This is a genomic window from Paenibacillus agaridevorans, assembly GCF_003112455.1.
GTDB lineage: Bacteria > Bacillota > Bacilli > Paenibacillales > Paenibacillaceae > Pristimantibacillus > Pristimantibacillus agaridevorans.
Genome location: NZ_BDQX01000381.1, coordinates 14460 through 39341, shown reverse-complemented (window position 1 = coordinate 39341; position 24882 = coordinate 14460). Strand labels below are relative to the sequence as shown.

The 24882-nt window shown below is 49.7% G+C and carries 19 protein-coding genes; 3 read left to right on the top strand and 16 right to left on the bottom strand.

The window, feature by feature from the left end; all coding sequences use genetic code 11:
* Window positions 1–18 precede the first annotated feature (18 nt).
* Window positions 19–348, bottom strand: coding sequence for an ArsR/SmtB family transcription factor (locus PAT3040_RS29005; RefSeq protein ID WP_087571893.1), 330 nt, complete (start codon window positions 346–348; stop codon window positions 19–21).
* A gap of 169 nt (window positions 349–517) precedes the next feature.
* Between PAT3040_RS29005 and PAT3040_RS29000 the strand changes: the two genes are divergently transcribed.
* Window positions 518–1135 (top strand): DNA mismatch repair protein, encoded by a 618-nt coding sequence (locus PAT3040_RS29000; RefSeq protein ID WP_108995420.1) that lies wholly within the window; start codon window positions 518–520, stop codon window positions 1133–1135.
* On the opposite strand, the gene PAT3040_RS28995 is transcribed toward PAT3040_RS29000, so the two are convergent.
* The 7 genes from PAT3040_RS28995 to PAT3040_RS28965 form a co-directional block, all read right to left on the bottom strand.
* Window positions 1132–2061, bottom strand: coding sequence for a phosphotransferase family protein (locus PAT3040_RS28995; protein ID WP_108995419.1), 930 nt, complete (start codon window positions 2059–2061; stop codon window positions 1132–1134). The two genes, PAT3040_RS29000 and PAT3040_RS28995, sit on opposite strands and share 4 nt — an antisense overlap.
* Complete coding sequence (locus tag PAT3040_RS28990; RefSeq protein WP_108995418.1) at window positions 2058–2504, bottom strand: YdeI/OmpD-associated family protein; 447 nt, start codon at window positions 2502–2504, stop codon at window positions 2058–2060. The genes PAT3040_RS28995 and PAT3040_RS28990 overlap by 4 nt, the downstream gene beginning before the upstream one ends.
* A 197-nt stretch (window positions 2505–2701) precedes the next feature.
* The gene (locus PAT3040_RS28985; RefSeq protein WP_108995417.1) at window positions 2702–6598 is read right to left on the bottom strand and encodes a DUF4838 domain-containing protein; all 3897 of its coding nucleotides are present in this window, start codon (window positions 6596–6598) and stop codon (window positions 2702–2704) included.
* Between the two features lie 481 nt (window positions 6599–7079).
* The gene (locus PAT3040_RS28980; protein ID WP_108995416.1) at window positions 7080–8144 is read right to left on the bottom strand and encodes a Gfo/Idh/MocA family protein; all 1065 of its coding nucleotides are present in this window, start codon (window positions 8142–8144) and stop codon (window positions 7080–7082) included.
* 15 nt (window positions 8145–8159) lie between these two features.
* A complete protein-coding gene (locus PAT3040_RS28975) occupies window positions 8160–9047 on the bottom strand; it encodes a carbohydrate ABC transporter permease (RefSeq protein ID WP_108995415.1) in 888 nt (295 codons plus the stop codon).
* A gap of 14 nt (window positions 9048–9061) precedes the next feature.
* Window positions 9062–9991 (bottom strand): ABC transporter permease, encoded by a 930-nt coding sequence (locus tag PAT3040_RS28970; protein ID WP_108995414.1) that lies wholly within the window; start codon window positions 9989–9991, stop codon window positions 9062–9064.
* Between the two features lie 27 nt (window positions 9992–10018).
* A complete protein-coding gene (locus PAT3040_RS28965; RefSeq protein ID WP_108995413.1) occupies window positions 10019–11725 on the bottom strand; it encodes a type 2 periplasmic-binding domain-containing protein in 1707 nt (568 codons plus the stop codon).
* Window positions 11726–11991: 266 nt separating this feature from the next.
* Between PAT3040_RS28965 and PAT3040_RS28960 the strand changes: the two genes are divergently transcribed.
* Window positions 11992–14277 (top strand): helix-turn-helix domain-containing protein, encoded by a 2286-nt coding sequence (locus tag PAT3040_RS28960; protein ID WP_108995412.1) that lies wholly within the window; start codon window positions 11992–11994, stop codon window positions 14275–14277.
* 82 nt (window positions 14278–14359) lie between these two features.
* On the opposite strand, the gene PAT3040_RS28955 is transcribed toward PAT3040_RS28960, so the two are convergent.
* The 5 genes from PAT3040_RS28955 to PAT3040_RS28935 form a co-directional block, all read right to left on the bottom strand.
* On the bottom strand, window positions 14360–15292 hold the full coding sequence (locus PAT3040_RS28955; protein ID WP_108995411.1) for a carbon-nitrogen hydrolase family protein: 933 nt from the start codon (window positions 15290–15292) through the stop codon (window positions 14360–14362).
* A gap of 12 nt (window positions 15293–15304) precedes the next feature.
* Window positions 15305–17959, bottom strand: a complete 2655-nt coding sequence (locus PAT3040_RS28950; RefSeq protein WP_258235216.1) for a glycoside hydrolase family 38 N-terminal domain-containing protein — start codon at window positions 17957–17959, stop codon at window positions 15305–15307.
* A gap of 148 nt (window positions 17960–18107) precedes the next feature.
* Window positions 18108–18977, bottom strand: coding sequence for a sugar phosphate isomerase/epimerase family protein (locus PAT3040_RS28945; RefSeq protein ID WP_108995409.1), 870 nt, complete (start codon window positions 18975–18977; stop codon window positions 18108–18110).
* Window positions 18974–20029 carry a Gfo/Idh/MocA family protein gene (locus PAT3040_RS28940; protein ID WP_181376904.1) on the bottom strand — a complete coding sequence of 352 codons (1056 nt, stop codon included), beginning with the start codon at window positions 20027–20029 and terminating at the stop codon, window positions 18974–18976. Before PAT3040_RS28940 ends, PAT3040_RS28945 begins: the two co-directional genes overlap by 4 nt.
* Window positions 20030–20050: 21 nt before the next feature.
* Entirely contained in the window at window positions 20051–21037 is a 987-nt protein-coding gene (locus PAT3040_RS28935) for a Gfo/Idh/MocA family protein (protein ID WP_181376903.1), read from the bottom strand.
* 192 nt (window positions 21038–21229) lie between these two features.
* Here PAT3040_RS28935 and PAT3040_RS28930 point away from each other — a divergent pair, with 192 nt between their 5' ends.
* Window positions 21230–22147 carry a helix-turn-helix domain-containing protein gene (locus PAT3040_RS28930; protein ID WP_181376902.1) on the top strand — a complete coding sequence of 306 codons (918 nt, stop codon included), beginning with the start codon at window positions 21230–21232 and terminating at the stop codon, window positions 22145–22147.
* A 104-nt stretch (window positions 22148–22251) separates the two neighbouring features.
* Here the strand turns inward: PAT3040_RS28930 and PAT3040_RS28925 are convergent, their stop codons facing one another.
* From PAT3040_RS28925 to PAT3040_RS28915, 3 genes are read right to left on the bottom strand one after another with little or no spacing between them, the layout of a single operon-like run.
* Entirely contained in the window at window positions 22252–23337 is a 1086-nt protein-coding gene (locus tag PAT3040_RS28925; protein ID WP_181376901.1) for a stalk domain-containing protein, read from the bottom strand.
* A gap of 14 nt (window positions 23338–23351) precedes the next feature.
* The gene (locus PAT3040_RS28920; protein WP_108995404.1) at window positions 23352–24302 is read right to left on the bottom strand and encodes a hypothetical protein; all 951 of its coding nucleotides are present in this window, start codon (window positions 24300–24302) and stop codon (window positions 23352–23354) included.
* Window positions 24295–24792, bottom strand: coding sequence for an RNA polymerase sigma factor (locus tag PAT3040_RS28915; protein ID WP_108995403.1), 498 nt, complete (start codon window positions 24790–24792; stop codon window positions 24295–24297). The genes PAT3040_RS28920 and PAT3040_RS28915 overlap by 8 nt, the downstream gene beginning before the upstream one ends.
* Between the last annotated feature and the right edge of the window lie 90 nt (window positions 24793–24882).

Below are 24882 nucleotides of genomic sequence, written 5' to 3'. Positions count from 1 at the left end.
ATCGGAAGTTGCCTTTTATCAGGGCTCCTTCCGAATGACCTCCAGCAGCGAAATCGCGTCAACGAGATGGTTGTCGAATATTTGCTTTGTAATGGCGAGCATATCCTTGATCAGCGGATCGCGGAGCGAATATATAACCGTTGTTCCTTCCTTGATGCCGTATACAACATTTTTGCTTCTTAAAACAGCCAATTGCTGCGAGACGGCCGATCCTTCCGAGCCCAGAATGGTCTGAAGCTCGTTAACGTTCCGATCGCCCTCGCATAATACCTCAAGAATCCGAATTCGCATCGGATGAGCGAGAGCTTTGTAAAAATTCGCTTTGAATTGAGGAATTTCTTGATTCACGGCAGCTGCCCCTTACCTGTTTCTTCTTGGTCATCTTACTCCATCATACCATAATTCGGCTTTCAGGTTGACCAATGCTCCAGAACCTTTGTCATTTTCGCAAAGTTGCACTATACTTGAATAGTTATATTTGAATTTTTGAATATTTGATTTCATGGAGGTTTGACCGGTGAGCGAACAGACAAACGGAGCAAGGAAGGCGTCGAACGATTCTCCGGAGGGGGAACATACCGTTTCTTTTACCCGGAATGCGCTAATCGTGGACGGCATGAAGACGCTCGGAGAGCTCGGAACGCATCATATATGCAACGTTTGCATCAGCTACGGAGGATCTTGCTGCAGAGGCTGCCCGCATCTCGCCGACGGATTGGGCTGCGGCCAAAGAAATACCAGCTGCACGGCATGGTTATGCGGATTTCTTAAATATTATTTATACGAGATAGGCTTATTGGATGAGTGGCAATCCTTCTGGGAGCAGATTCCGGGTCAGGATTACAGAGAGGACTTTACGCCGGAGCGAGTTGACGTCAATCTGGCCATGCCTCGAACGAATGTACGCCATGAACGGCTTGGCCTGGCATTGGCAGCCGATCTGCGCCAAATAGAACAATCGCATGTCGCGATCGGCTTTATTTTGACGCTCCGGGAAAAGCTCGACAAAACGATGGATCAATTGATGCATTGCGGCGCTGACCGCAAACGGCGTATTCGACTGCAAAGAAAAATCAAAATGATGACGGCCGATTTCCGCTCCTTCCATCAATCTTTAGACTCGTACCGCTCTTAGATTTCGTTCTCCCTTGCCAACACGCTCTCTAAATAAGCGTCAAGGCGCTCCATCACCAGCTCGTTCCTCAATTTGGCAAAGCCGAGATCGATCCAACCCTGGTAGACCTCCGGTTCTCCAAAGGCATAGTCGACGAGGGTGGCCAGATCCCAATACGGATTATAGTCAAAGTTGTCGCCTGCATAGCGCCGGTAACTTTCCAGAAATGCGTCGGCGGCTTCCACGCCGTGCAGCTGCGCAAGATTGACCCGGCAATGACCGACATCTATGCCCGCCGGGCCGATGCAGCCGTTTACCCAATCGACGACGCCGCTGACCTCCCCGTCCACCCACAACAGGTTCGTCGGATGGTAATCGCGGTGAATAAATCTCGGGACAAACGCCGGCTTCGGCCCGAGCAGAATCTCAATGGCTCTCTTCCATCGATCCGGAACAGACGTCCAGCCCGATGCATCGAACTTAGCCGCATCGCTGTAAGCGCCATACGTCCACGGGAAGCCCTCCGTACTCGCGCCAACATGCAGCCGCGTTAGCGTACGGGCCATGCGATCCGTCCACGCCCGCACATCCTCAGGCTCCAGCACGACGCGGCCATCCAGATGGGTCATCAGTAATGTCGGCAATCCGCATTCGCTTCCCGTCTCATCGTAAGCAACGACGTTCGGCGCATCAATATCCGCCGCGCCTGATGCTTTCCGCAAGCTTTCTGCCTCGTGTTTCGCCAAATCCGGCTCGCTCTCCAGCCACTCCTCATCCGTGTATTGCCTCAGCACGAGTCGGTGCTCCTCTCCTCGCACGTCAATGATTACACGATGGATCGGTGTCGACACTCCGCCCATCAAACGTTCAATTGATTTTATTTTTGCTTCAGGATGAACCGCCCGCTCGATCCATCGCAACACACGTTCTTCGATCATTGTTATCATAACTTGCCTTCTCTCAGCGATAAAACCGCCTTGTCGATACGACGGATGCGGGTTTCCTCCGTCTTCGCCCCTTCGATTTGCAGCACGATTCGGCGCTTGTTGCTATACGACAGTCCTTCGAAAAACGTTCGGGCAGCCGGTACGCGGCCAAGCGCTACTGCGAAATCGGCCGGCACTTCCAGTTCCCTCGGTTCGGTATCCAACTCGAGAGCAACATCAACCTCGTCCCCGGCCGCGACGCCGGCTGCATTCCGGTTCTCCGCGCTCAGCGGCAGCATGTACTTCCCTCCGTACACGGCAACCGTGCTGCGGTATGTATGCCCGCCAATCGTTACCTTTACGGCAGGTTTCTTTCCTTGCCCGAACGCCTCTACCGCTTCAGCCGGCACCTCGAATCCGGTAGCCGTTTTGCCTCCCAACTCAATCACCGTCGTAAACTTCATCCTGCCAACCTCCTTTCACCTTATCTCAAAATCATACGAAAACATTCCGCTTAATTCAATTGATAATTGAATATGCAAAAAAATTACGACGGCACAATCAACTAACAGAAACCGACCTTCCATTCCGAAAGGTCGGTTCTTTATGATTCATTTTTCGGGCCTGTTTAAAATCCGCAATCAGGTTTTGTCTGTCCCCATCAACGCAGTTGCAGTTGATACAAATCAACATCATCGAGATAGAGCTCGGTCCCCTCCTCCAGATTGCTGACGACGACTACGACTAAAGCTGTACTAACCTCGATACCATTGATTTTCTCCGGAATGATTCCCGCCATATCGACAGTTACCCATCCATTGGCTGCGACCGATATCGGTTTGAAATTCGAACGCATAATCGTACCCAGTTCATTTCCACTGGCATCTCTCAGATTGATCGCCAGTTGTATCGTCCCCGCTGTCGTTGAGGCAGCCCCCGGCGCATGGAAGCGAGCTCGCAGCGCAAAAGCTCCCGCTTCAGGCGAAATCACCTGGAAGGGACCACCGCCATTCAATCCCTTGATTAACAAGCTGGCATTTCCGGAATGGGCCAATCCCTCATGACGTTCCATGGTACCCCTCCCCTCGATCCAACCCAGTGACCAGGGTGAAACATCCGTGGCAGTACCCGTTTCAAACGATGCATTGTCCATCACTGGCGCCGCTCCATCGACGATACTAAGCAGCAGACGGGCATATTCCCGTACATCCGAAGACTCCGTGCCTTCTGCCAGCTCGGTTATCTGATTGCGGACCGGTCCTCCGCTTGCTCCTTCCTCGGCAACAGAATCAGCCAGCTTCCAAAACTTCTGCTTCGAGATAACATCATCGTTCTGATACATCATTACATCATCGATATACAAATTTGTACCGTCAGTAAAATCATTTACAATAACAATAACTAGAATCTGCTTCACTTCCGCACCCTTTAAGGAAGCAGGAATGTCTTCAAGCAATTCAATGCTGGACCAATTGCCTGACGTTGCGGCAATTGGTTTCTGTTCGGAGCGAACCTCCCCCAGCGCTCTCCCTTGAGCATCTTGCATAATAAAAGCCAACTGAACGGATCCGCTCGACTCCGTTCCTGGAGGCGTGAAATAATAGGCGCGGAATGCTGCAGGCCCAGGCTTCACAGGCAGGAGCATAACAGGGCCGCCCTCATCCAGTCCGCTAACTTTCAAACTCGCATTGCCAGTATGTGCGACCCCTTCCGCACGCTCCATTTTCCCCGTCGTCTGAATCCAATAAGACCATGGAGGAGACGTTGTCGCTCCGTCTTCAAACGAATAATTCGGAATAAGAGGATATTCTCCTGTTTCAGCCTCCTTCAATAAACGGGCGAATTCCCGTACTTGTGACGGATTAACATCTGCGGCAAGTTCGTTCACCTTTTGGGTCAACCCGCCTCCTTCAGCTTCGCCTTTCATATAATCTACAAGATTCCAGAAATCGGATTTATTCCAACCGGACCAATAGTAAGGTGGGAGAATATCAATTAGAATAGGATTTTCTTTAAATTGCTCCAATAGGTCATAACGTTTTTGCGCCAATTGCATTTTCGTTTCAATCGTATTTCCGACATGGTCAAGTATGGCGATTGCTTCACTAACATTTGACGGCGATGTATTCTCCCGCGCATAACTCAGTGCCGAGGCTTCATAATACTCGAACGCTTGCAACAGCAGGTTTGCCCGTGCTTTTTGCTTGTTTGTTGCCGCCTTGGCCAGTACCAACTCAAGTAATCTCCTGCTTTCAGCAATATCTTCATCCGTTACTGCATTCAGATAAGATAAATCCTGAAACGGCATAAATGTTCGTCCTTTGGCGACTTCAAACCATTCGGAAGTTTTCATTCGCTCCGTCCAAATTTGTTCCCATAACGTATAATACGCCTTGAGATCTGCAGCCGCTAACTCGCCTACAGCCCCGGAGTACCACTCATCCAGCAGATCATCTATATTCAAATTCGGGTTCCACAGAAGTTTTGACGTAACCCACGGTTTAGGTCCGTCTCCCCAATTACTGTACATCTCCATATAAATGGAACTCACTTGATGCTCATAGGCATATTGATAATTTTCCGCCATCTGATGCTGATACATGCGCGGCACCACGTAGAAGGTTCCGTACGTATAATCATACCATCCCAGTTCATTGGCTACTGCATTCCATTGTTCCATTTGACTCTGTCCTTGCTCTTTCGTTTCGTCGTCGATCCATGCCATCCGATCCTTGGTAATAAAGGGAATGACACGCGAATTCAACGAGAAAGAAGGCGGATCCATCACTTCTTGATAGGCCAGCAACCCAAACCATTTATCCGGATGAACACTCAATACCTCTGCGACGACTTGATTTACCCAGCCATAGTAAATATCCGACATGTCCAAAAGACCAATAGAGTTGAACTTGTTCGGAAAGTTGGGATGGGCCGGATTTGCTTCGCAGAACCCCCCTACATCATTCACGCTTAACGAATACGATGTTTTATTCGGATTCTCGTTAAAATATTGTATGATGGATTCCGAAGCAGCTTGAACGGTTCCATCCGCAGTGAAGCAAGGCTGCCAACCTGTAGTCACATTCGGTGCAGGAGGCGTATTGTTCGGATAGTATTCCGGATGTGTGATGCCATACTTTTCTGGAGAAAATAGAATGTGCAAATTGTGCATTAAATCGAGAGGAGCATTATAATCCCCTTGCACGCGATTTCTTTGCGCCCACTCATATTGCAGCGGTAGCATCCCGCCTTCATCGGGCTTAACGACTAGCGGGCTTATCATGCGGAATTTAAATGCCGGCTGTTCCACGATGTTCTCTCTCGGAATGCTGAGGTTGCTCGTTTCCGGTACTTCCTCCCCGTCATCCCCGGGCATGAGCCAACGAACGCCCACGTATCGTTCAAGGAAATCAAAGACTCCGTTTTGCGTTCCCCACACGGACGGACCGGCAATAATAATTGAATTGGCGTGCATATGGATAATATATCCATCCCCGCTCAATTCCTGCATCAAGCTATCGATGTGCTCATCTTGGAAAGAATCGGTCGGGTCAATGTAAATTCGAACCAAATCATTGGCAGGATTCGTTGCGGCGAAATCGCCTGCATTCATAATCGGCAGTATGGCTCCAGTTGACTTTTTTACATAATCAGCAAGCGTATTAGCAGCTTTGAGTATTTGGCTTTCCGCATCAGCATTCACGATAATCACTGCATTGGCCTGACCATCATGGACGATCTTGTTGCTTGGCGGCGGTGTCGGTGTTGAAATCGGCTCCGTTGTTGGAGTCGACGATGGCTCCGTTGTCGTTATCGGAGTGGGCGCCGGCGTCGGTCCTTTATCCCCCTTCGTAATTTTATTTGCTTGCTCCATATATTTGCTAAAATTCTCTTTAAATTCATAGGCAAGTCTTGCTCCCGCCTGACGTTCTACAAATTTACGGGGCTCGAAACGCAGCGATCCGTCCGTATTCGCGATGCCCCCAATAAATCCGATACGAAAGGCAAAAGATACATAGGGTTTCGCCCAGTCGGAAATATGGGCAGCGTCAGTAAATTCCACATCAAATTGCAACCGCTTAGCGTCCTCTTCTAAACCGAATGCGCGAATAAAGAAAATAATCAGTTCTTCTCTTGTTACATTTACGCCAGGGGAAAACATCGATTCTGAAGTTCCCCGCGTAATGCCGGAATCGACAAGCGCTCCGATAAAACCTCGATACCAGCTGGTTTCGGCCACATCGTCAAAACGGCTGGCTGCTTCCGGCTGCTCCTTAAGTCCAAGCAAGATCGTCAAGACCTTGGCCAGTTCGCCTCGCGTCATAGGCTTGCCCGGTGCAAAAGTACCATCCCCAAAACCAGAAATAACACCAGCATCAACCAACCTTTCAATCTCTTTTTTGGCGTAGGAGGAGTCGATATCCGTCAACGCCGTCCTTCCGTACGCCACATCATCGTTCCAAGGGCTTTCAATCGACAATATTGTTGAAAATACTAATGTGACGATTAACAACTTCGCCATCATACCAGGCAAGTTCCGGATTCCTCTGAACATCATTCAATTCAACCTCCTTATAATTAATTACTTCGATAAATGCAGAACGATATGTACGATTTCCCCCTAGATGATCTTCATATCCTCCCTCCCCCCACCACGCTCCTCATTTGTTTGGATTAATCACTTTTGAAAACGAATCATTGTTGAAAGCGTAAACATATTAATGATTTACTAATGTATCAGACCTGCATAACAGTGTCCTACATGATTTATTGTAATTAATTCATAAGGTAAAGCGATATTACCACCTCCCCACCTTATATGCCTTTCCGCAGAATACGAAAAAAAGTACATTATCTGATGGAGAGCACAATCCACAAGTTAATTCTGAGTTCCAAGTGACTGCAGCATTGTAATTTTGTCCTCGCGTGACACACACAAATAAACGGTCTCCCATAACATGGAAGACCGCTCTGAAAAACTTACCTAAGGGAATATCAAAGCTCACACAACCCGAACAAGGTTCCCTCCCTGAACCTAATCAGCTGATAGATTTCGATGCCGCTATTGCTAATCCCAAACCTCTCAAATCAGCAATCGTATTGTCCTCTTCCGCTTCATACAATTTCCAAATTACGCGAAGACCCTGCAACGTTGAATGGGCGTCCGTAAACGGCTTATCTCCATTGAGGATGCAATCGAGAAAATGTTGAATCTCGAATTGCGTTTGTTTGCCTGAATCCTTCTCTTCCATTAAAATTTCTGTAACGCTGGAAGTATCCTGGTTCGCGCGTTCCTCGCTCATCTGCGTATGCAAATATAGCTTCCCTTCGCCTCTGTGATATTCCAACATCCCTTTTGTGAGATGAATATGAACGCTATATCCAAGGCGCGTACCGCGAGCGCCCCAAGTCCCCATATGATAACCCATCACGCCATCAGCGAATTCGATAACGACATTACTTGTGCCTTCCTTCTCCATCCATGGCACGCCTAAATTGGAGCCGAAATGCGCGCCTTTGATAGGCTCTCCCAGAAACCAGAGCAGAAGATCGACATAATGGCACCCATGGCTGAAAAATTGACCTCCGCCAAGCCGCGCAGCCGAGCGTATCCAGTGACCTTCAGGCGGTATCGTTAACTGCTCCGTCCACACCGACATCTGAAATACTTCTCCATAAGTCTTGGCATCGACAATTTCTTTCATCTTGCGGATAATCGGCCAGAAGCGTACCGGATAAGCACTCATTAACGTGAGGTTAGCCTTCTCAGCCGTCTCCATGAGTTCAATGCACTGCGCTTCCGTGTTCGCCATCGGCTTCTCCATAAGCACATGCTTGCCTGCCTTCAAGCAAGCGATTCCGACCTCATAATGCAGGTCATGCGGAAGCGCAATCAGCACCGCGTCAACATGCGGCAATAAATCTTGAAAATCTTTTACCGCTATAACATCGCCAAGCTTGGCAGCCAAATTCTGCGCTTGCTCCAGAATTAAATCACAGGTTGCGGTTACTTTCATGGTTTGCGCTAGCTCCAACAAGCCTTGCGAATGATTGTCCGATGCCATGCTTCCACAACCAATAATACCTAGCCGAATAATAGTCATTATTAACTATCTCCTTTATTCTTTCACGCTACCTAGCACGATGCCCTTCATAAAGTACTTCTGCAGGAATGGATAAACTAGCAGAATAGGAAAAGCACCCAGGCCGATTTGCGCGGATTTCAATGTACGGTCGGACAGATTGGCCAATATGGATTGATCCAGTACGGACAATGCGGACGAATCTTGCTTCATCAGCACAATCGATTGCAAGTAGCTCTGCAGCGGATAATTGCTGGGCGAGTTCATATAGATGATGCCGTCAAACCAGGAGTTCCAATGTCCGACAACCGAGAATAGCAACAGCGTGGCAATACCCGGCTTGGACAAAGGAATGTAGATTTTGATCAAAGTCGTCCAGTGCCCCGCCCCATCGATGAAGGCAGCCTCCCCCATCTCCTTCGGTAGACTCCGGAAGAAATTAAGCATCAACACGACGCTGAACACCGGAACGGCGCCTGGAATGACAAGTGCCCAGATCGAATCGAGCAGCCCTGTATTTTTTATGACTAAATACGTCGGAACTAATCCTCCGCTAAATAATATCGTGATCATAAAAAACCACACGTACAAGGTGCGATGACGGAATGCGGATACTTCCTTCGATAACGGATAAGCGATTAATACCAACAGCAGCATTTGCAGCGAACAACCCAGCAGCACCCTTTCCACAGATACCCATACCGCATCCATGAACGCTTTGTTGCGCAGTACGTACCGATAGGCGTCGGTCGTAAATTCAACGGGAAATATCGTTACGCGCCCGGAAGCAACTGCGGTTCCCGAACTGAACGAGATGGCGATCATCTGCACGATTGGAAACAGACACAGGAAAGAAATAAAAGCAAGAAGAGCATAGTTGAAATTAAGAAACAGCTTTCTTGACCATGTTGCGCGTTCAACCAAGGTGTTACCTCCCCCTAGAAAATCCGGTAATTTGCAAATCGATAGGCCAACCAATAGGATGTACCTATTAATAGGAAAGAAGTAATCGATTTGAACAATCCAATTGCCGTAGCAGCACTGTACTGCATTTGCTGGAGTCCCATGCGGTACACCATCGTATCGATAATATCTCCGCTCTCGTACACTTGCGGACTAAGCAGTACGTACACCTGCTCGAATCCGGCATTTAATACCGAGCCCAAACTCAGCGTAACCATTAGAACAATAATCGGCAGCATTCCCGGTAACGTAATATGCAGCATCCTCCTCCAATGACTAGCCCCGTCGATTGCAGCGGATTCATACAAGGCCGGATTAATGCTCGTTAACGCAGCCAAATAAACGATCGTGCTGAAGCCGAATTCCTTCCAAATATCGGAGACGACCAATGTAAACGGAAACCAGCCATTGTCCCCGAGGAAAAAGATTTCACCGAAACCCAATCCCGTAATAACTTTATTAACGATCCCTTCGGATGGAGACAACATATCGATTAGAATGCCCCCCAGAATAATCCATGAAAGGAAATGGGGGATATAGACCAGCGTCTGAACCGAGCGCTTGAACCATACCTTCGAAATTTCGTTTAACAACAGCGTCATGCCGATCGTTACAATTAATCCGAACACAATTTTGAGCACGGCGATAACAACCGTATTGCGTATAACCTGATGCGTATCCGGCAAACTGAAGAAATAAGTGAAATTGTCCCACCCTACCCAGGGAGAACCAAACATTCCCTTTGTGGGCACATAATTTTCGAATGCCATAATAATGCCGCCCATAGGTAAATAATGATAAATGAATACGATAATAACACCGGGCAGAAGCATCATATGCAGCGGAAGCTCCAACCTGAACCGACTTCGCAAACGCTCACCTCCAAGAGACGAGAGAAAGACCATACGGTCTCTCTCCCGGCTTCATCTCATCTACTTCGTTGATGCGAACCATTCATTCACTTCGGCCGTAATTTCGTCCCCGCCAAGCTTCTTCCATTGCTCGACGAACTTGTCGAATTCATCCAGCGATCCGCCAAGTATGACCTTCAAAATCATTTGATCGCGAATTTTATCCAGATTCGCTTTTTTCTGCAGCATTGCAGGTGTTGGTGTTCCCGTAAATTGCGTTGGTTGATACATATCTTTCTCCAGGTACTCTACAGCTATTTTCCCGGAGCTTTCCGGTCCATCCTGGTAATAAACGTTCCAATATTTTTTATCCCCGGCCAGATACTTCTCCATCCCGGCCAAATTATTGCGCTGTTCCGGCGTCAAAGACGTTTTATCTTTGCCGCCGTTTAAAACTTCTATTTCGGCAAGATGATTTTCGGCCCGCTTATTCTTGTAAATTTTAATCGGGGCATTCATCCAGTGGGCGATATCTTGTTCGCTGTCATAGTTGTACTGGGTGTATAATTCATCCGACGTATTGTAATAGAACATATCCAGCCAAGTTTGGATAATCGGGAAGATCGCTTCCGGATGTTTGGCATTCTTGTTCACTACCCAGTAGTAGTTAAAGATATTTAGCGGGATCTGTAGCTTCGCAGGCTCGCTGTCGACCGATGGCACGGCAAAGGGAAGCCACTCATTCTCGGGCGTCAATTGCTGCAGCGGGGCGGCGGCGGATCCCATATTGCCGAAGAACATGCCGACTTTACCGCTCGCAATGCTTTCCTCCAGCTTCTGTATATCCTTTACGCCGAACTCCTTATCGATCCATCCATTTTTATAAAGCGCTTGCAATTCAGCTAGTGCGGTTTTCATTTCCGGCTGAATGTCTCCGCTAACCAGTTTGCCGTCGGCATCCTTAATCCATATGTCGCGATAAGCATGGAAGCCGTTCAAGAAACCGACCATCGCATTTTCGCTCAATTCCTTGTAAAGACCAAGACCGAAGGTATCCGGTTTGCCATTGCCATCGGGGTCCTGCGTGGCGAAGGTCTCGGCAATCTTTAATACATCGGCCATCGATTGCGGCGCCGACAGATTGAATTTCTCGAACCAGTCTTTGCGGATCCACAGGATCGACACACCTTCTTTGGCAACGCCTGTCCAAGGGATGGACATCAATCTTCCCTTCATCTTCGCGGATTCCAACACTTCGGCACCGGCTAAATCCATAATTTCTCTCGTCTGATCCGAAGCGTATTTCTCATAAATGTCCGTTAAATCCGCAATCGATCCGGCATCATATAGTTGCTTGAATTGGGATGGCGATACAGCCAGGAAATCCGGCATTTCCCCGGAAGCGATCATCAGGTTTACCTTCTGCTCGTATTGTTCGAACGGCACGTCCCAGATCGCTTTCACTTCAATCCCGTAAGTATCTTTAATGTAATTCGTATACACGTTGTTGTCCGTCGTTTCCCCATCGCTGAACTTCGTATAGGAGTAGTTAGCCATTGCTGTCGTAAGTTGGATCGGCGGATCGAACTTGGATGGCAGCCCTGCAGACGGAGCGGCAGACCCGCTATCGCTTGACGACGGGCTCGGTTCCGCAGACGAGGAAGGCGCGGATGAAGAAGGTGCCGTCGACGGCTCCCCCTTGTTGTTGCTGCAAGCCGTGAATATAACAGACATCAGCATCACCAGAGAAACTCCGATAATTGAAATACGCCTGGATTTGTTTGGCATGATTCGCTTCTCCCCCTCTGAATTAGATCATCAATATCACAAGCATCATGTCGTTATTTCGTTAACATTACATCATGCTTTGAGACCTCGCTACCCTCCCGAATTTGATATGGAAACTTAAAATCGCTTGTGATAAGTTAATTGTATACTTGGAGTCCTGAAGCAGATAGGCACACTTTGCCTTTAAGTATGCGGATGTATTACACCTGAACAACTGTATATTTTAGGGGTTACGGTAAATTGAATTGAAACGGGGGGAACGCAAAATGATCAAGACATTAAGGCTTATGGACAAAAACTCGTTATTCTTCAAACTTCTGGTCAGCTTTCTCATCATCATAGTTGTCCTGTTATCTTTTAATATTCTCTCCTTTCTCTTCTTCAAAACAAGCATCAACGAGGAACTGATCCAAAGCAATCGCTTTATTCTGAACAAAACAGTCGACAGCTATGAGAAACAAATCGAGCTGATTAACAAAAACATGACCAACATCATTCTGGATAGCCGCATTAACTTGCTGAAGAATATGACGAACGACACGCTCAATTACGAGATTATTTTACAAATGAATAAAGAGATGGCCAGCCTCGCATCAAACGAGATGCTTAATTTGGATAATGTGCTGCTTGCGTTTAAATCGTCGGATTACTTATTGGACAAAGACGGCCTCGTTGATTTCGATAAAATGTTTTCCACTTTCCTGGTCAGCGCCCAATACCCTGCAAACTTCTGGAAGAACCAATTCAATCTTCCGTACCATCTGTCCGTTTTCCCTGCTGCCGAATTTAAGAAATATAATCAAGGAAAGATTCCGTCTCCAGATGTGGAAGCAATCCCCCTGCTTGTTCAAAACCTGCTCGACAAGCAGGTGTATATGATCGCATTTCTTAACGCAGATCAAATGTTCACTAATTATAATTATGTGAACACAGTCAAATTCCAAATTGTCGGACGTGACGGGAACATCGTGTATAATTCAGATAAAAGTCTTGCAACCGTTTCCATGGATTCGGAAACCAACAAGCAGGAAGGCTTCTTTAAGCAAGACAACGTGTACTATTTCTACAAGAAATCGAATGCAACCGGGCTTACTTATATTAATGCAATCCCTTACAAAACCGTAGCCTCGAAGATTGTCCAGCTCAATTACGTCTTGATAGCGGTGCTGATCGTGTCCATTGTTGCCAGCCTGGCGATATCCATTTTCCTAAGCGCCCGATTTAATAATCCTTTCCAGAAAATAATCGAAACGATCAAAAACCCTGACAAACCTATCCCGGTCACGACGAAAATTCTTGAATTCAAGTTGATCAACGAACAGATCCATAACTTGAATAAAATGAATCGCGATTTCAATTCGGACATCGCAGCGAAAAATAAGCTCCTGAAGCAGTACGGTTATTTGCGAAAAATAAAAAATATAGAAACTTATCTGGATGATATCCGGAATGTCATCGACCCGGCCGAACCTTTTTTCATTTGTCTGTTTCAGTTTAATTTCAGTGAAAAATTTATTAACGGATTTGATTCTGCGGAACAAAATGAGGCATTCAAGTACCTTCAAGCCATGACGCTCTCCTATGCCGCGGATCATTTCCCTGGGTCCATCTCCATGAACATCGAGAAGGAGCTGCAATGCACGATTATATTCGAAAGCAGCTTCCAAAACGTGATGGACAGACTATCTCACCTGAAGCAATGGTTTCACCAAGATATGGATTACGGGTTCCTGACGATCGCCGTCAAACCGGAAAAGAGCAAATTCGCGAATCTGCCGATCGATTACGCGGAGACGCTGCGCATGATTCAGTCCCGCAAGCTGAATGAAGAAACGCAGATCGTCACCGGCGAGATCAAGGAATTCGACATATCCGTGCAACCGGTCATTCAGGAAAAGGAATTCTGGGAAAACCTGCAGCACGGGAACGAAGCGAACTTGATCGGACTTGTCCGGCGGTCCCTTCATCTGATGCACAAGAAATCGGCTTCCGCCTTTCAATTCCAGCAATTCGCCAATCAGGTCATTGAACGCGTAATCAAAGGCTTGATCGCCGGGCAGCAGGATATCAGCATTATTCTGAACGAAAATTCGCCTTACGAGCAGATCAAATATTGCCATACGCTGGAGCAATATGAGAGGTTCTTCGCGCGTTTTCTTGCCGAAAGCACCCGCCTCATCCGCAATAAACGCGAAAGCAACGATTCTATCGTAAATTATGTAACCTCTTATATTAATCAACACTATAGCAAAGATATATCTTTGGATTTACTGGCCGATCAACTGAAATTATCCGGCGGGTATCTTTCCACTTACTTCAAGGAAAATTTCGGCTGCACGTTCAGCGAATATTTGAATGAAGTCCGCATTCATAAGGCGAAGGAATTGCTCTCCGGCGATGAAACAAGCATCAATTTAATATCGTCGAAAGTCGGATATCAGAACGTCAGCTCCTTCATTCGCATGTTCAAGCGGATGACCGGAATGCCGCCCGGGCAGTATCGAAGGCTGCATCTGAATAGCGAGGAGACCGTACCTTTGCCGGGAAGTTAACTTGTGAGAAAAAACCGTAACTTTGGCTGAGTGGAGCTCTATGCTCCATCTACCCAAGTTACGGTTTCTTTGTTTGCTTTACTTACGTATTGCGATGATAAGCCAACGATCGAGAGAAATAATTATCCAACTTCTCCAACTCGAACTCCTCAACCAGATCATTCGCGGTAAATTCCGTAGTCTCGGATGAGACAAGTACCGATCCGACATAACCGGGATCCATAATTTTTGCCTTCGAACCGTACTTTTGCTTCATTTTCTCCAGTCTCGGACGATTGAGATCCAGATGCACGACTACAGCATCCAGATTAACGGTACCCGTTACGTAATCGTAGTAGCTGGATGTCGAATGAAGCAGTTGGCCAACCGGTGAAAGGATCGCGCTTGGCAAATTGCCGGCTATCGCGCCAACGAAGTAGGAACGGCAAGCGTACGCCCAGTATTGCTGCATGAAGCCGCCGTGGAACATCGACGGGAACAGAATCAGATCGGGCTGCTCGTTCGCATAACGCTCACGCAGCGGAGCAAAATTCAGATCGAAGCAAATCGCGATCGCAACCCGGCCAAAGTCGCATTCGAAGATCGGCGCTTCGCTGCCGCAGACGATGCCATCCTGCTCCATCTCGACGATAACCGGATGATTCTTGTTATAAGTCCCTGTCACTTTGCCTTCACGGTCGATTAGACGAACGGAGTTTCGCCACGTCCCATCGTCCAAATAACGGATGGACGGATAGGCGATATAACAGCGATTACGCTTCGCTATAGCGGACAAGCTGTCCAATATACGGTCGGCGCGTTGCCGGTAATAAGCCTTGAGCCGCTCACCTCCGTAACCTGCAGGCATATCGCAGCATTCCGGGAGTACAATCAAGTCCGGCTGATCCGGCAAAACCTGCTGAATTTTATTTTCCAGAAATGCAGTTACCGCTTGAATAGCCGATTCAATTCCTTGTTCCGGTACGATAGCACAATAATTAAAATTACAAGTACTAATCTTCACATACCGCGCCATACTTTAGGCCCCCTACGCAAGTGTCAGACGATAAGTCTGGATTTGCCAAGCCGCAAGTTTGATCAGAAATCCGTCGCGCTCATGGCTGACCGGTTCCAAAGCTTCTTCGTGCAATGTTGCCTTCATCACCTCGCCAATCGTCATGAACGAACGCAGCCAAGCCGTTTCCGGCTTATCCGACAGATTAACGCAGCGGACGATCAATTCATTATGACGGCCATTTTCCGGACGTTTCATGATACTTAACTGGATGTCGGAAGAAGATAATTCGAAATGGGAAGCAGGTGCTGAGAGATTGTATGCCGCATCTATTTTCACTGTTGCATGCCTCACGCCTGCCTGCAAACAATCCTGCAATCGCGCCAAGTCTGCATCCGACACATCAGCAGTTAAGGGCGCCAGTGCGTATTTGAACGAAAGCTGCCCGATTAATTGTCCGCCCTCTTCCCCGTTGGTTAAATAGGTTTTTTGGAAGGAACGAAACAAGGTTACATGCACTTCACCCTGCTCATTATCCGGCGCAGCGCATTCATGGAGGCCGAAGGGAGAAATAAATGCCAGTCCCGTGCCGTCATCCCTTCTCTTCCCGACGATTCCGCCCGTCTGCTTTTCCGCTGCATCACTTTCTTTCCAATTTTGCGTTTCCAATCGGAAGCCCGTTGGCCTTCGGACGAAAGCGAAAGCTTGATTTACAAAATACGACGATTCGGTTACACCGGTCGGAATGACCAATCTGAACCTGTGATCGCGGGCTTGATTGTCGACGGTCGTCTCCACATCAACATAAGCAGCGCCTTGGGACAGACCTATCCGCGTACGGATCAGCACCGGAACAACATCGTTCGACCGCTGCAAACTTTGGTTGTTCTGAATAAGCTCACGAGGGAGCCTGACCGTCTGACTGACCTGAAATACGGTACGTGAAGGCCCATTCTCTATAGTCTCTATCGCACACTCAAAACCATGGCTATCAATCATCCGGTCCTCTACGGGGCAAACATGAAACCAACCGTCGCCAATCTCGCCGTCGTCCAGATAGCTGCATAGATTGTCGTAAACCCGGCCTGTTCTTTTGTCCGTAATGCGTATCGTTCCGTTATCCTGAACCGTTAGCTTCAGGTATTCATTTTCCGCTTCTCCCCGATTCCTTGACATCCGTTCCAAATAACGGGATGGCTGAGACGAAGGCACGACCTTATATTCGGCGGTCCCCATCGCCGGAAGATCAACCATCAACGATACGGTATGGCGATCGACAACCTTTTCAATTTTATTTTGAACAAAGGTCTTGTAGTTCCTTCTGATCTTGACCAATCCGTACGGTATTTCATGGCCTTGATGATCGAAAATAAGGAAGCTGTTCTTCTGCTCGTAGCCGAACGGTTCTTGAAATTGACACGGGTACTGGGGCTCGAAATCGATATCGACGGTAACGACAAGACGCTGCGGGAACACAAGCGGGTTCCTTAACAGCAGTACGAGATTGCCTCCGGATCCGCCGTCCGTATTGCCGAATCGTTCAAGCTCCTTGTCCAGAATACTCCCTACCACTTGCAGCGAGATTTCTTTGGATTGATTATAACGGTACTTCATATCCTCATGCACCGCGTCGATCGAACATCCGCAAATGGAATCATGCGGGTGGTTTAGCAGCAAATATTGATAAGCCATATCCACATAGGATTGAGAAGTATGGAAGCCTCGCAAGGTGGCAATCGCAACAAGCGGCTCAACCCATTTCTCGAGCAGTGCCTGGCATATGTCGTTTGCCTGCTTAAGCGGATATCGGCTAGATAACGTATGAGGAATGACATAGTTCGAACCTGGATTTTTACCCGGCTCGTACAGTTCCCCCGATCTGACGGGCATAACGTCTCGATAAGCTTCGAGCTGCTGCCCCATCTCCTCAAGATTTACATGCTTCACATCCGCTTCCGGGAACAGCTCTTGGATGATGTCCAAATATATGCCGGTGTCCGGGCGGATCCGGGCATGATCCTGACTATCCATCAGTAACCCGATTCCGTAAGGAGAACGAGAAAGCTCGCGTTCGACATGTTCGCGTATTGCAGTCTTCGTCTCGTCTTCATTGGATTTCCGGGCATCCGCACGCAACAATACAACCAGGAACGCGCCATAGGAGTTATCATCGAACAGCTTATAAGCGATGCACTCGCTCCCATCCGGCGAAGCCCAACGGAAGTGCGATGGGACGCTATGCTCATTGAGGCCGCGCCCCAAAATCGAATAAGGAATTCCAAATCCTTTGAAAATTTGCGGAAGCTGGGCAATATGGCCGAAAGTGTCGCAAATATATCCGTATTTCCACGGCTCCACGCCCCATTCCCGACAAATTTGCCGCCCCTTCAGCAGATTGCGGATAATGCTTTCTCCGGATACGAGAAACTCGTCAGGCATGACGTACCACGGACCGATGACAATACGACCCTCTTGAATCAACCGGCCCAAGCGCTCACGCTTGCCAGGCTCGATTTCCATGAAATCTTCAAGCACAACGGTCTGTCCATCCAAATGGAAGGTCTGAAAATCCGGCGTATCCTCCATCACATCGATTAACTCATTCATCATCTCTACGAGCCGGAAACGAAATCCTTGAAAAGTCTCATACCATTCCCTGTCCCAATGAGTACTCGAGAAATAATAGATCGTTTGTTTGTCGACGACAAGTCACCCTTTCCTATTATGTATCTCAATCATATGCATATCCGGGGCGGTTCATAGAGACAGTTACTCATGTTGTATTCCTCTTAGCGTTATTCGAAGAAATGCACACAATCGGATGAACGGTATATTTTTAAAAAACAGCGAAACCCGCCTCTTGCAGCATCCGCTCGAGATTGAGACGCGCCTGCGCCACCCGTTCTTCCAAAGCTTCGAACGGTTTGCTGGCCTCGAACATTCCGTTGGCGCCATCAAGCCGTTCCACGATTACGGGACCGGCGAACTCCGCTTCGTACAGCGTGGAGAACATGGCTGGGAAGTTGACGTCCCCCTCTCCGGGAATGGGAAAGTCAATCGCGGCCCGCGCGCCGCGGTGATCTTTCGCGATGAACGAGACGGTCTGCGCCGCGATGAAGGGCAAATCCTCGGCAGGCTCGATGCCTTCGTAGAAACGGACGTTGCCAGGATCGTAACAAGCCTTCACATGCGGGGAACCGATCGACCTCAGCGTATCAGCAATGACGCTCGCTGTCGCCGTATTGCCCGTATGGGGCTTGATCGTGACAATGAGTCCGTGCTTGCCCGCTTCCTCTCCCACTTCGCGGAATTTCGCTGCAAAGTCGTCGTTGATCGGCTTCATCTCCTCATCCGTTAACGGCTCGTCAGGAAAGTTCTTGTAACTCGTCGTGCCGAGCGACAGCAGCTCCTGTACCCCGAGCGCTTGCGCGAACGCCATCCGCTGCCGCGCAAGTTCAATCGGTCGGCCCGGAGCCAAGACGTCCGTGCTGACCAGCGTCACCGGTTCCAGATCGTATCGTTCCAGCAACCGGATGATCCGCGCCGCTTCTCCTGCCGCACCGTCGTCGAAAGCCGGCTTGCCTTCATGAGGCAAGCCGAACGATACGCAGCGGTACCCGGCAAGGGCAATGCTTTCCAACGACCGCTCGAACGCATGCTCGTTATAGATCCAGGTCATGCACGCCAGTTTGACTTTCTGCTTCATGGCTGCGCCTTGCCTTCTGCCCGCATCACGCTTTCCAAGGCGGAGTAGTCGACTTGTACTTCCCTACGTTCCTTGAGCGAGCGATAAGCCGCTTCGGATACGGCAATGACGCGCAGCCCGTCCGCCAGAGAAATAAGTGGCGTCTTATTGTCTCGAATACAATCGATAAAGTGCGCATTCAGGCGAACCCACATGTCATTGTCCGCAAAGGATGTTGCCTGTTCGGGCCCGTCGTCGTCTTTCTCCAACAGAACCCCGTTGTTGTTTACGACGGTCAGGTTTTCCGTCGCTACGCCCGTCATGTCGTATTCGACGCGGGTCACCCATGGCGTGCTGACCTGTCCGATCCCTCCGTTCGCGAAACGAAGCGAAACGGTAAAAGCGTCGGCTATGCTGCCCGGCGGCAGCAGGTACGTCCCTCCGTAAGCGAATACCGATTCGACCTCGCCGCACATCCACATGAGCAGGTCGTAATCGTGCGATCCATGGGAGAAAATCGGCCCTTTCGCGGTCTCATCGTCGAAATACCAACTCGGCGTATCGTAATAATGATCACGATATTTGTCGTACACCCGCTGATTCGGATCGAGAAAATGCGTGCGCATCGACCAGGCTTGAATTGGTTTGCCGGCATTGCCCCGCGAAACGGCTTGCTTCATCGCCCGATACGCGGGCGAGAAACGCAGTGGATAACCGACCATCGCCTTCAGATACGGGTGTTTTGCTCCGGCTTCTACAATCTCGGCAGCATCGGTCAACGAGGTGGCGATCGCCTTTTCCAGAAACAAATGCTTGCCCGACTCCAGAACCGCCTTGGACGCATCCACATGCAAATGGTCGGGCGTTGCCACCCACACCGCATCCAGATCTTGTTCCAGCAACGACGCATACGAATCGTATACGACAGCCCCTACCTCCGCCGCCAGCGCCTCGGCTTTCGAACGCGTTCGGTTGTGAACGGCCGCGACTTTGACGCCCGGCAGCGCATGCAGCGTACGCGCATGCAAAGATCCCATCAGCCCGCAGCCGATAATGCCTACTTTAATGGTCATAACCTGCTCCTCCTTCATCTCTTATAAATTCACTTGAACGCCCGTGCTGCCCGACATCGCCCAGATCGTCCGATGCGATCTCAGCGCTTCAATTCCGTCCGTTTCGGGCCGAGCGCCTGATTCGATGCATTGCAGGAAGTGTTCGATTTCAAACGCGACATTCGTATCGATACCGAGTTCCAGTTCCGGCTGGCGCTTGAACAACGTTGTCGTTCCCTTATCCGTCACAGCTTCAACGGACCACAGGTCTCTGCTTAATTGCAGCATGCCTTCCGTCAAATGAATTTGGCAAAGGGCGGGCGGGTTTGTGTATTTCATTCCCCAACTGCTATTCAGATGCGCAATCGCGCCGCTGTTGAATTGGATGATGCCGTGGGACGTCCCTTCGCCCTCCATCCATTCCGTTCCGACCCGCGTTCCGAATTGCGCAACCCTTGCAGGCTCTCCCAGCAAATACAACAAGATATCGATGTAATGGCACCCGTGGCTGAACAATACACCTCCGCCAAGCTTCTCCTTGCTTGCGAACCAAGACCCCAGTATCGGTTCCAGATAAGTCTGCACCCAGGCTTGGGCGCTGATCGGCTTGCCGTATTCGCCGCTGTCGACCGCTTCCTTCAATTTCCGAACAGCAGGCAAGTACCTGACGACGTAAGCCATCATAAGCGTCACGCCTTTACGGTCGGCAGCGTCGATGATGCCGAGGCAATCTTCCTCACTGTTCGCGAGCGGTTTCTCCAGCAGGACATGTTTGCCGGCTGCGATCGCCTGAAGCGCTTGCGGCGCGTGCAGATGATGGGGAGTGCACAAGCTCACCGCATCGACATCGTCCAGTATTTTCGTCCAATCGGTCGAATAATTGCAGCCTAACTCTTCCGCCGTTTTCGCCGCTTTACGCTCATCCAGATCGACTACCCAACGCAAATCCGAACGTTCCGCCTTCTTGAACGCATGCGCATGGGCAAGCCCCATATTCAATCCAACTACGGCCGTGCGAATTTTCTCCAAATCCTTCTCCTCCTGTCGATTCGAAACCGTTCTCACCGCTATCATACTGGCGCACCGGATGAAAAAGCTTTGGCTTAAACGACGATAGATTTGCACTTTTGTTTATCGTTTGCACTTTTATTGACATCGCAAATCCCTCGCTTTACGATGAAGGTGCGAGTTATCTTGACGCTAAAAAAGGACGGGTCGCGTATGGGGAAAACACGTTATCGTTTTATTAAGCTGAAAGAACAAATTTCGGTCGATAAAATTTATTCCATGCATTACAACGAATTTAATAAAGACTACGTATATAGCGGCGAACAGCATAATTTCTGGGAATTTTTGTACGTGGACAAAGGCGAGGTTGAGATCACGACCGATTTCGCTTCTTTCCATCTCACCCAAGGCGACATGGTCTTCTATTCGCCGAACGAATTTCATAGCTTGAAGTGCAACCGCAAGACACCGCCGAATACATTCATCGTCGCGTTCGGCTGCAAGTCCGAGGCGATGCGTTTTTTCACGCATAAGACGCTCCGCCTCGGAAATGAAGAACGGCAGCAGCTCTCGTTGCTGATGGAGGAAGCCGACAAGCTGTTTCTTATTCCAGTCACCAAACCGGTTCCCGGATCGAAACCGGATGTTCCGGTTAATCCGCTGGCCCGCAGGGAAAAGCCGGATTTCGGCGCAGAGCAGCTCGTCAAGATTTATTTGGAGGCGCTTCTGATCCGGCTTATCCGCCGCCATCAGGCCCAGCCGGCAAAGCCGAAGCTGTCTTCAGTATCCGCGGAAAAAGGACAGCGCGATCTCGTCGGCCGAATTGTCGAATATTTGGACACCCACCTCACGGAGCATCCGTCTCTTGACAAGCTATGCGCCGAATTCGCCCTAAGCAAATCTTATCTTCGCTCGTTATTCCGCGACCATACCGGCTGCGGCCTAATGGACTACGTCGTGCGCTTGAGGATCGAACGGGCCAAGCTGCACATCCGCGAGGAAACACTCAACATGACGGAAATCGCCGAACGGCTCGGCTATACGAGCCTTCATTATTTCTCGCGCCAATTCAAGCTCGCAACCGGCATGTCGCCGTCGGAGTATTCCAAGACCGTGCAAGCTCAAGGGTAGTTTCGCGATTGACCTAGTTGATTGTGCCGTCGCAGAAAAAAAAGAGAGCGAACATCCCCTTTCGAGGAAATTCCGCTCTCTTTATTTACGCTTGTGACAACAACCTACTTCACAATCTTAACCTCGTTTAGCGCGATCAGATCATCCGCAGTCAAGAAGGTCACTCCGTCTTTCACCACGGATGTTGCGAAAAGCTCACGCGTCTCGCCATCCCCCGTCGTCACTTCCGAGCCGCGCGCCGTAAGACTGTACAGCACATTATTGCCGTTCACCACCTCGATGCCGCTTGTCTCCGCGTTCCACTTGATCTCGTAGCCAAGCGCTTCCGCCAGCTTGCGAAGCGGCAGCATAAGATGACCGTCAGCCGCATACGGTGCCTCATCCTCGGTAAGCTCCAGCGCCTCCCCGTTCACCGACAACCCTTCCAAGCCTGCCTCTACGTATCCCGCGTATTCATAAGGGAACGCTACGACCTTGTTCGCCGTGCCGGCATCCGCAGCCTGCTTTCCGTCTTCCGTCACAGCTTGCGACCACACGAGCACTTTGCTTCCCGGTCTAAGATGGTCGACCGTAATGATGTTTTTCGTCAGGAACGGAATCAAAGTTGTATCCGTTGTTATTGTAAAGTCAACATCCTGGTTTGTCTTCAGCACAACGCTGCCGTCCGTTCCCTTCTTTACGCCCTCAATCTCGGCATAGGTCGGCACCGCGAAGTCCGCCGGAATGCCGGCAATAATCAGCTCGGCGTTCGAAATCGGCGGCAAACTCATCGTCATCGCCGGACCGACGTACGCGTACAATGTCTCGTTCTCGCGAATGTCCTCTAGCTTCATGGGCAGTCCGTCGACCGCATTAAGAATCCGGGTATTCTCTCCAATGTTTAGAACGATCGAGGGGAACTCCGCGTTGTCGTTGTTATTCTCGAGCGTAATCCGGTTCTCCTCAATCGATGCGGCCTGGCCGTATACGCGAACAGGCGCCAGCTTATTCTGATGCGCGATCACATAATCAGTCGCGCTGATCGGCACGATCTCCCCGTTAATCGGGGCGCTGATCGGAATGATTTCACCGGTAATCGGCGCACTGATCGGTACGATCTCCAGCGGCTGCGCGGCAGCCAGGGATGCTCCGCATGCGAGGCAGGAAACAGCTGTAAGGGTCACGAAAGCTTTTTTTATCGTTGTATTCATTGTCATCTATCCTTTCAGTCGGTTAGTAGAATTTCTTTTGAGTACATCTCCAGAAACGTCTTGCTCAATTCGTAGTTGCCGTTGCCAATCGTAAGCAGGGACAGATCGGGCACGAGATACATGACGATGGATGTTCCGTCCCGCAGCACCCATCTGGCCTGAAAGGATCTGTCCGACGATCGCGCTTTCGCCAGGCGCTCGTACTGCTCGTCCGTCAGCTTTTCAATAGGGATGCTCTCGGCGATCAGGTTGGACCACTTTCGGATATCCTTCTTTGCGTCCCAGACTTGCATAACCGTCGTCCCTTGATGATCCAGCCACTCTATCCGCATTGTCATCCGACTAAGATCAGCTAACGAGACAAACTCTTTTGCGTCGATCACTCCGTCGTCCGTCTTGCCCGACAACTCGGCGATATAGTATCGGCCTTCGTAGGATACTGCCAGCCTGAACGCGGGGGCGTAGCCGGGCAGCGCATATATTGTGCCTCCGTTCATGTACGTCGTGGCCAAATCGCGGCTGCTGTACCCCTTCGTTCCGCCGTTTTGGATGTCCGCCGCAATATCATATTGCAGCGTACCCAACACGCCTTGCTCTTCAACCTTCCAGCCGGAGAGGTCGTATGCCGCACCATCCTCCAGGAATGTGTACCGGCTGCCGTTATAATTCAGAAACTTCCCTAACGTTCCGGCATGGATCGCTCTAGGAAGGCCGAATTCTACGGCGAAAGGAGCAACGACGCTTGTCAACTGCGGAATCTCTTTGTTTTGCTTCTGTTGCAAGGCAGGCAGCCAATAGAGCGACAACAACAGAATGACGAGTGTCGGCAGTGCGATCCGGTAGCTTGGCTTGAGGGCAAATCTAGGCTTCGCCGCCGGATTCAAAATCCGCTCCAGCATGCGATCCGTCTGCTTGTCCGTAGGTCCCATCCGGGCAAGACGGTCGATCAGCTCCTTCTCAGTCATCGCCTTCACCACCTATCTGCAGCTTCAGAAGCTTCCTGCCCGTATGTAGCTGCGTGCGGATCGTCGCTTCCTTAATGGAGAGAAGCTCCGCAATCTCCTTCGTGCTATACCCTTCGTAATAAAACAAATAAAGAGGCAGACGGTATTTTGCAGGCAGGGCCAGCACTTCGCCGAGCGTCTCGTCATGCCTGATTTCCTCCGCGAGCAGCCTCTGATCGGCCTCTTCCAGCGTCGTTCGCATTCGCCTCCACCAATGCTTAAGCATATTGCGGCAATGGTTGCGGGCGGTCACGATGAGCCAAGCCTTCTCGTGTTCGTTGTCGCGGAAGGTCATGTCCGACTGCATCAGCTTCAAAAAGGCGGTCTGCGTAGCTTCTTCGGCATCGACTACGTTCCTGAGCAGCATGAAGCTGACTTTATAGACGGTGTGGGCATGCCGACGGTAGATTTGAGCGATATCCTTGCCCGTACGCTGCAAGGGATCCTCCATGCTGAATTGCCCCCCTTCTATATAAACACAAACGAACCGGGGGAATTGTTTGGTGCAATTTTTATTTTTTTTTTGGGGAGTAGATGAAAC

What these genes read in the sequence shown, in the direction of transcription:
- PAT3040_RS28995 (WP_108995419.1), bottom strand. Translation starts at nt 2,061, where the DNA reads ATGATAACAATGATCGAAGAACGTGTGTTGCGATGGATCGAGCGGGCG.
- PAT3040_RS28990 (WP_108995418.1), bottom strand. Translation starts at nt 2,504, where the DNA reads ATGAAGTTTACGACGGTGATTGAGTTGGGAGGCAAAACGGCTACCGGA.
- PAT3040_RS28985 (WP_108995417.1), bottom strand. Translation starts at nt 6,598, where the DNA reads ATGATGTTCAGAGGAATCCGGAACTTGCCTGGTATGATGGCGAAGTTG.
- PAT3040_RS28980 (WP_108995416.1), bottom strand. Translation starts at nt 8,144, where the DNA reads ATGACTATTATTCGGCTAGGTATTATTGGTTGTGGAAGCATGGCATCG.
- PAT3040_RS28970 (WP_108995414.1), bottom strand. Translation starts at nt 9,991, where the DNA reads ATGGTCTTTCTCTCGTCTCTTGGAGGTGAGCGTTTGCGAAGTCGGTTC.
- PAT3040_RS28965 (WP_108995413.1), bottom strand. Translation starts at nt 11,725, where the DNA reads ATGCCAAACAAATCCAGGCGTATTTCAATTATCGGAGTTTCTCTGGTG.
- PAT3040_RS28960 (WP_108995412.1), top strand. Translation starts at nt 11,992, where the DNA reads ATGATCAAGACATTAAGGCTTATGGACAAAAACTCGTTATTCTTCAAA.
- PAT3040_RS28955 (WP_108995411.1), bottom strand. Translation starts at nt 15,292, where the DNA reads ATGGCGCGGTATGTGAAGATTAGTACTTGTAATTTTAATTATTGTGCT.
- PAT3040_RS28945 (WP_108995409.1), bottom strand. Translation starts at nt 18,977, where the DNA reads ATGAAGCAGAAAGTCAAACTGGCGTGCATGACCTGGATCTATAACGAG.
- PAT3040_RS28940 (WP_181376904.1), bottom strand. Translation starts at nt 20,029, where the DNA reads ATGACCATTAAAGTAGGCATTATCGGCTGCGGGCTGATGGGATCTTTG.
- PAT3040_RS28930 (WP_181376902.1), top strand. Translation starts at nt 21,230, where the DNA reads ATGGGGAAAACACGTTATCGTTTTATTAAGCTGAAAGAACAAATTTCG.
- PAT3040_RS28925 (WP_181376901.1), bottom strand. Translation starts at nt 23,337, where the DNA reads ATGAATACAACGATAAAAAAAGCTTTCGTGACCCTTACAGCTGTTTCC.
- PAT3040_RS28920 (WP_108995404.1), bottom strand. Translation starts at nt 24,302, where the DNA reads ATGACTGAGAAGGAGCTGATCGACCGTCTTGCCCGGATGGGACCTACG.
- PAT3040_RS28915 (WP_108995403.1), bottom strand. Translation starts at nt 24,792, where the DNA reads ATGGAGGATCCCTTGCAGCGTACGGGCAAGGATATCGCTCAAATCTAC.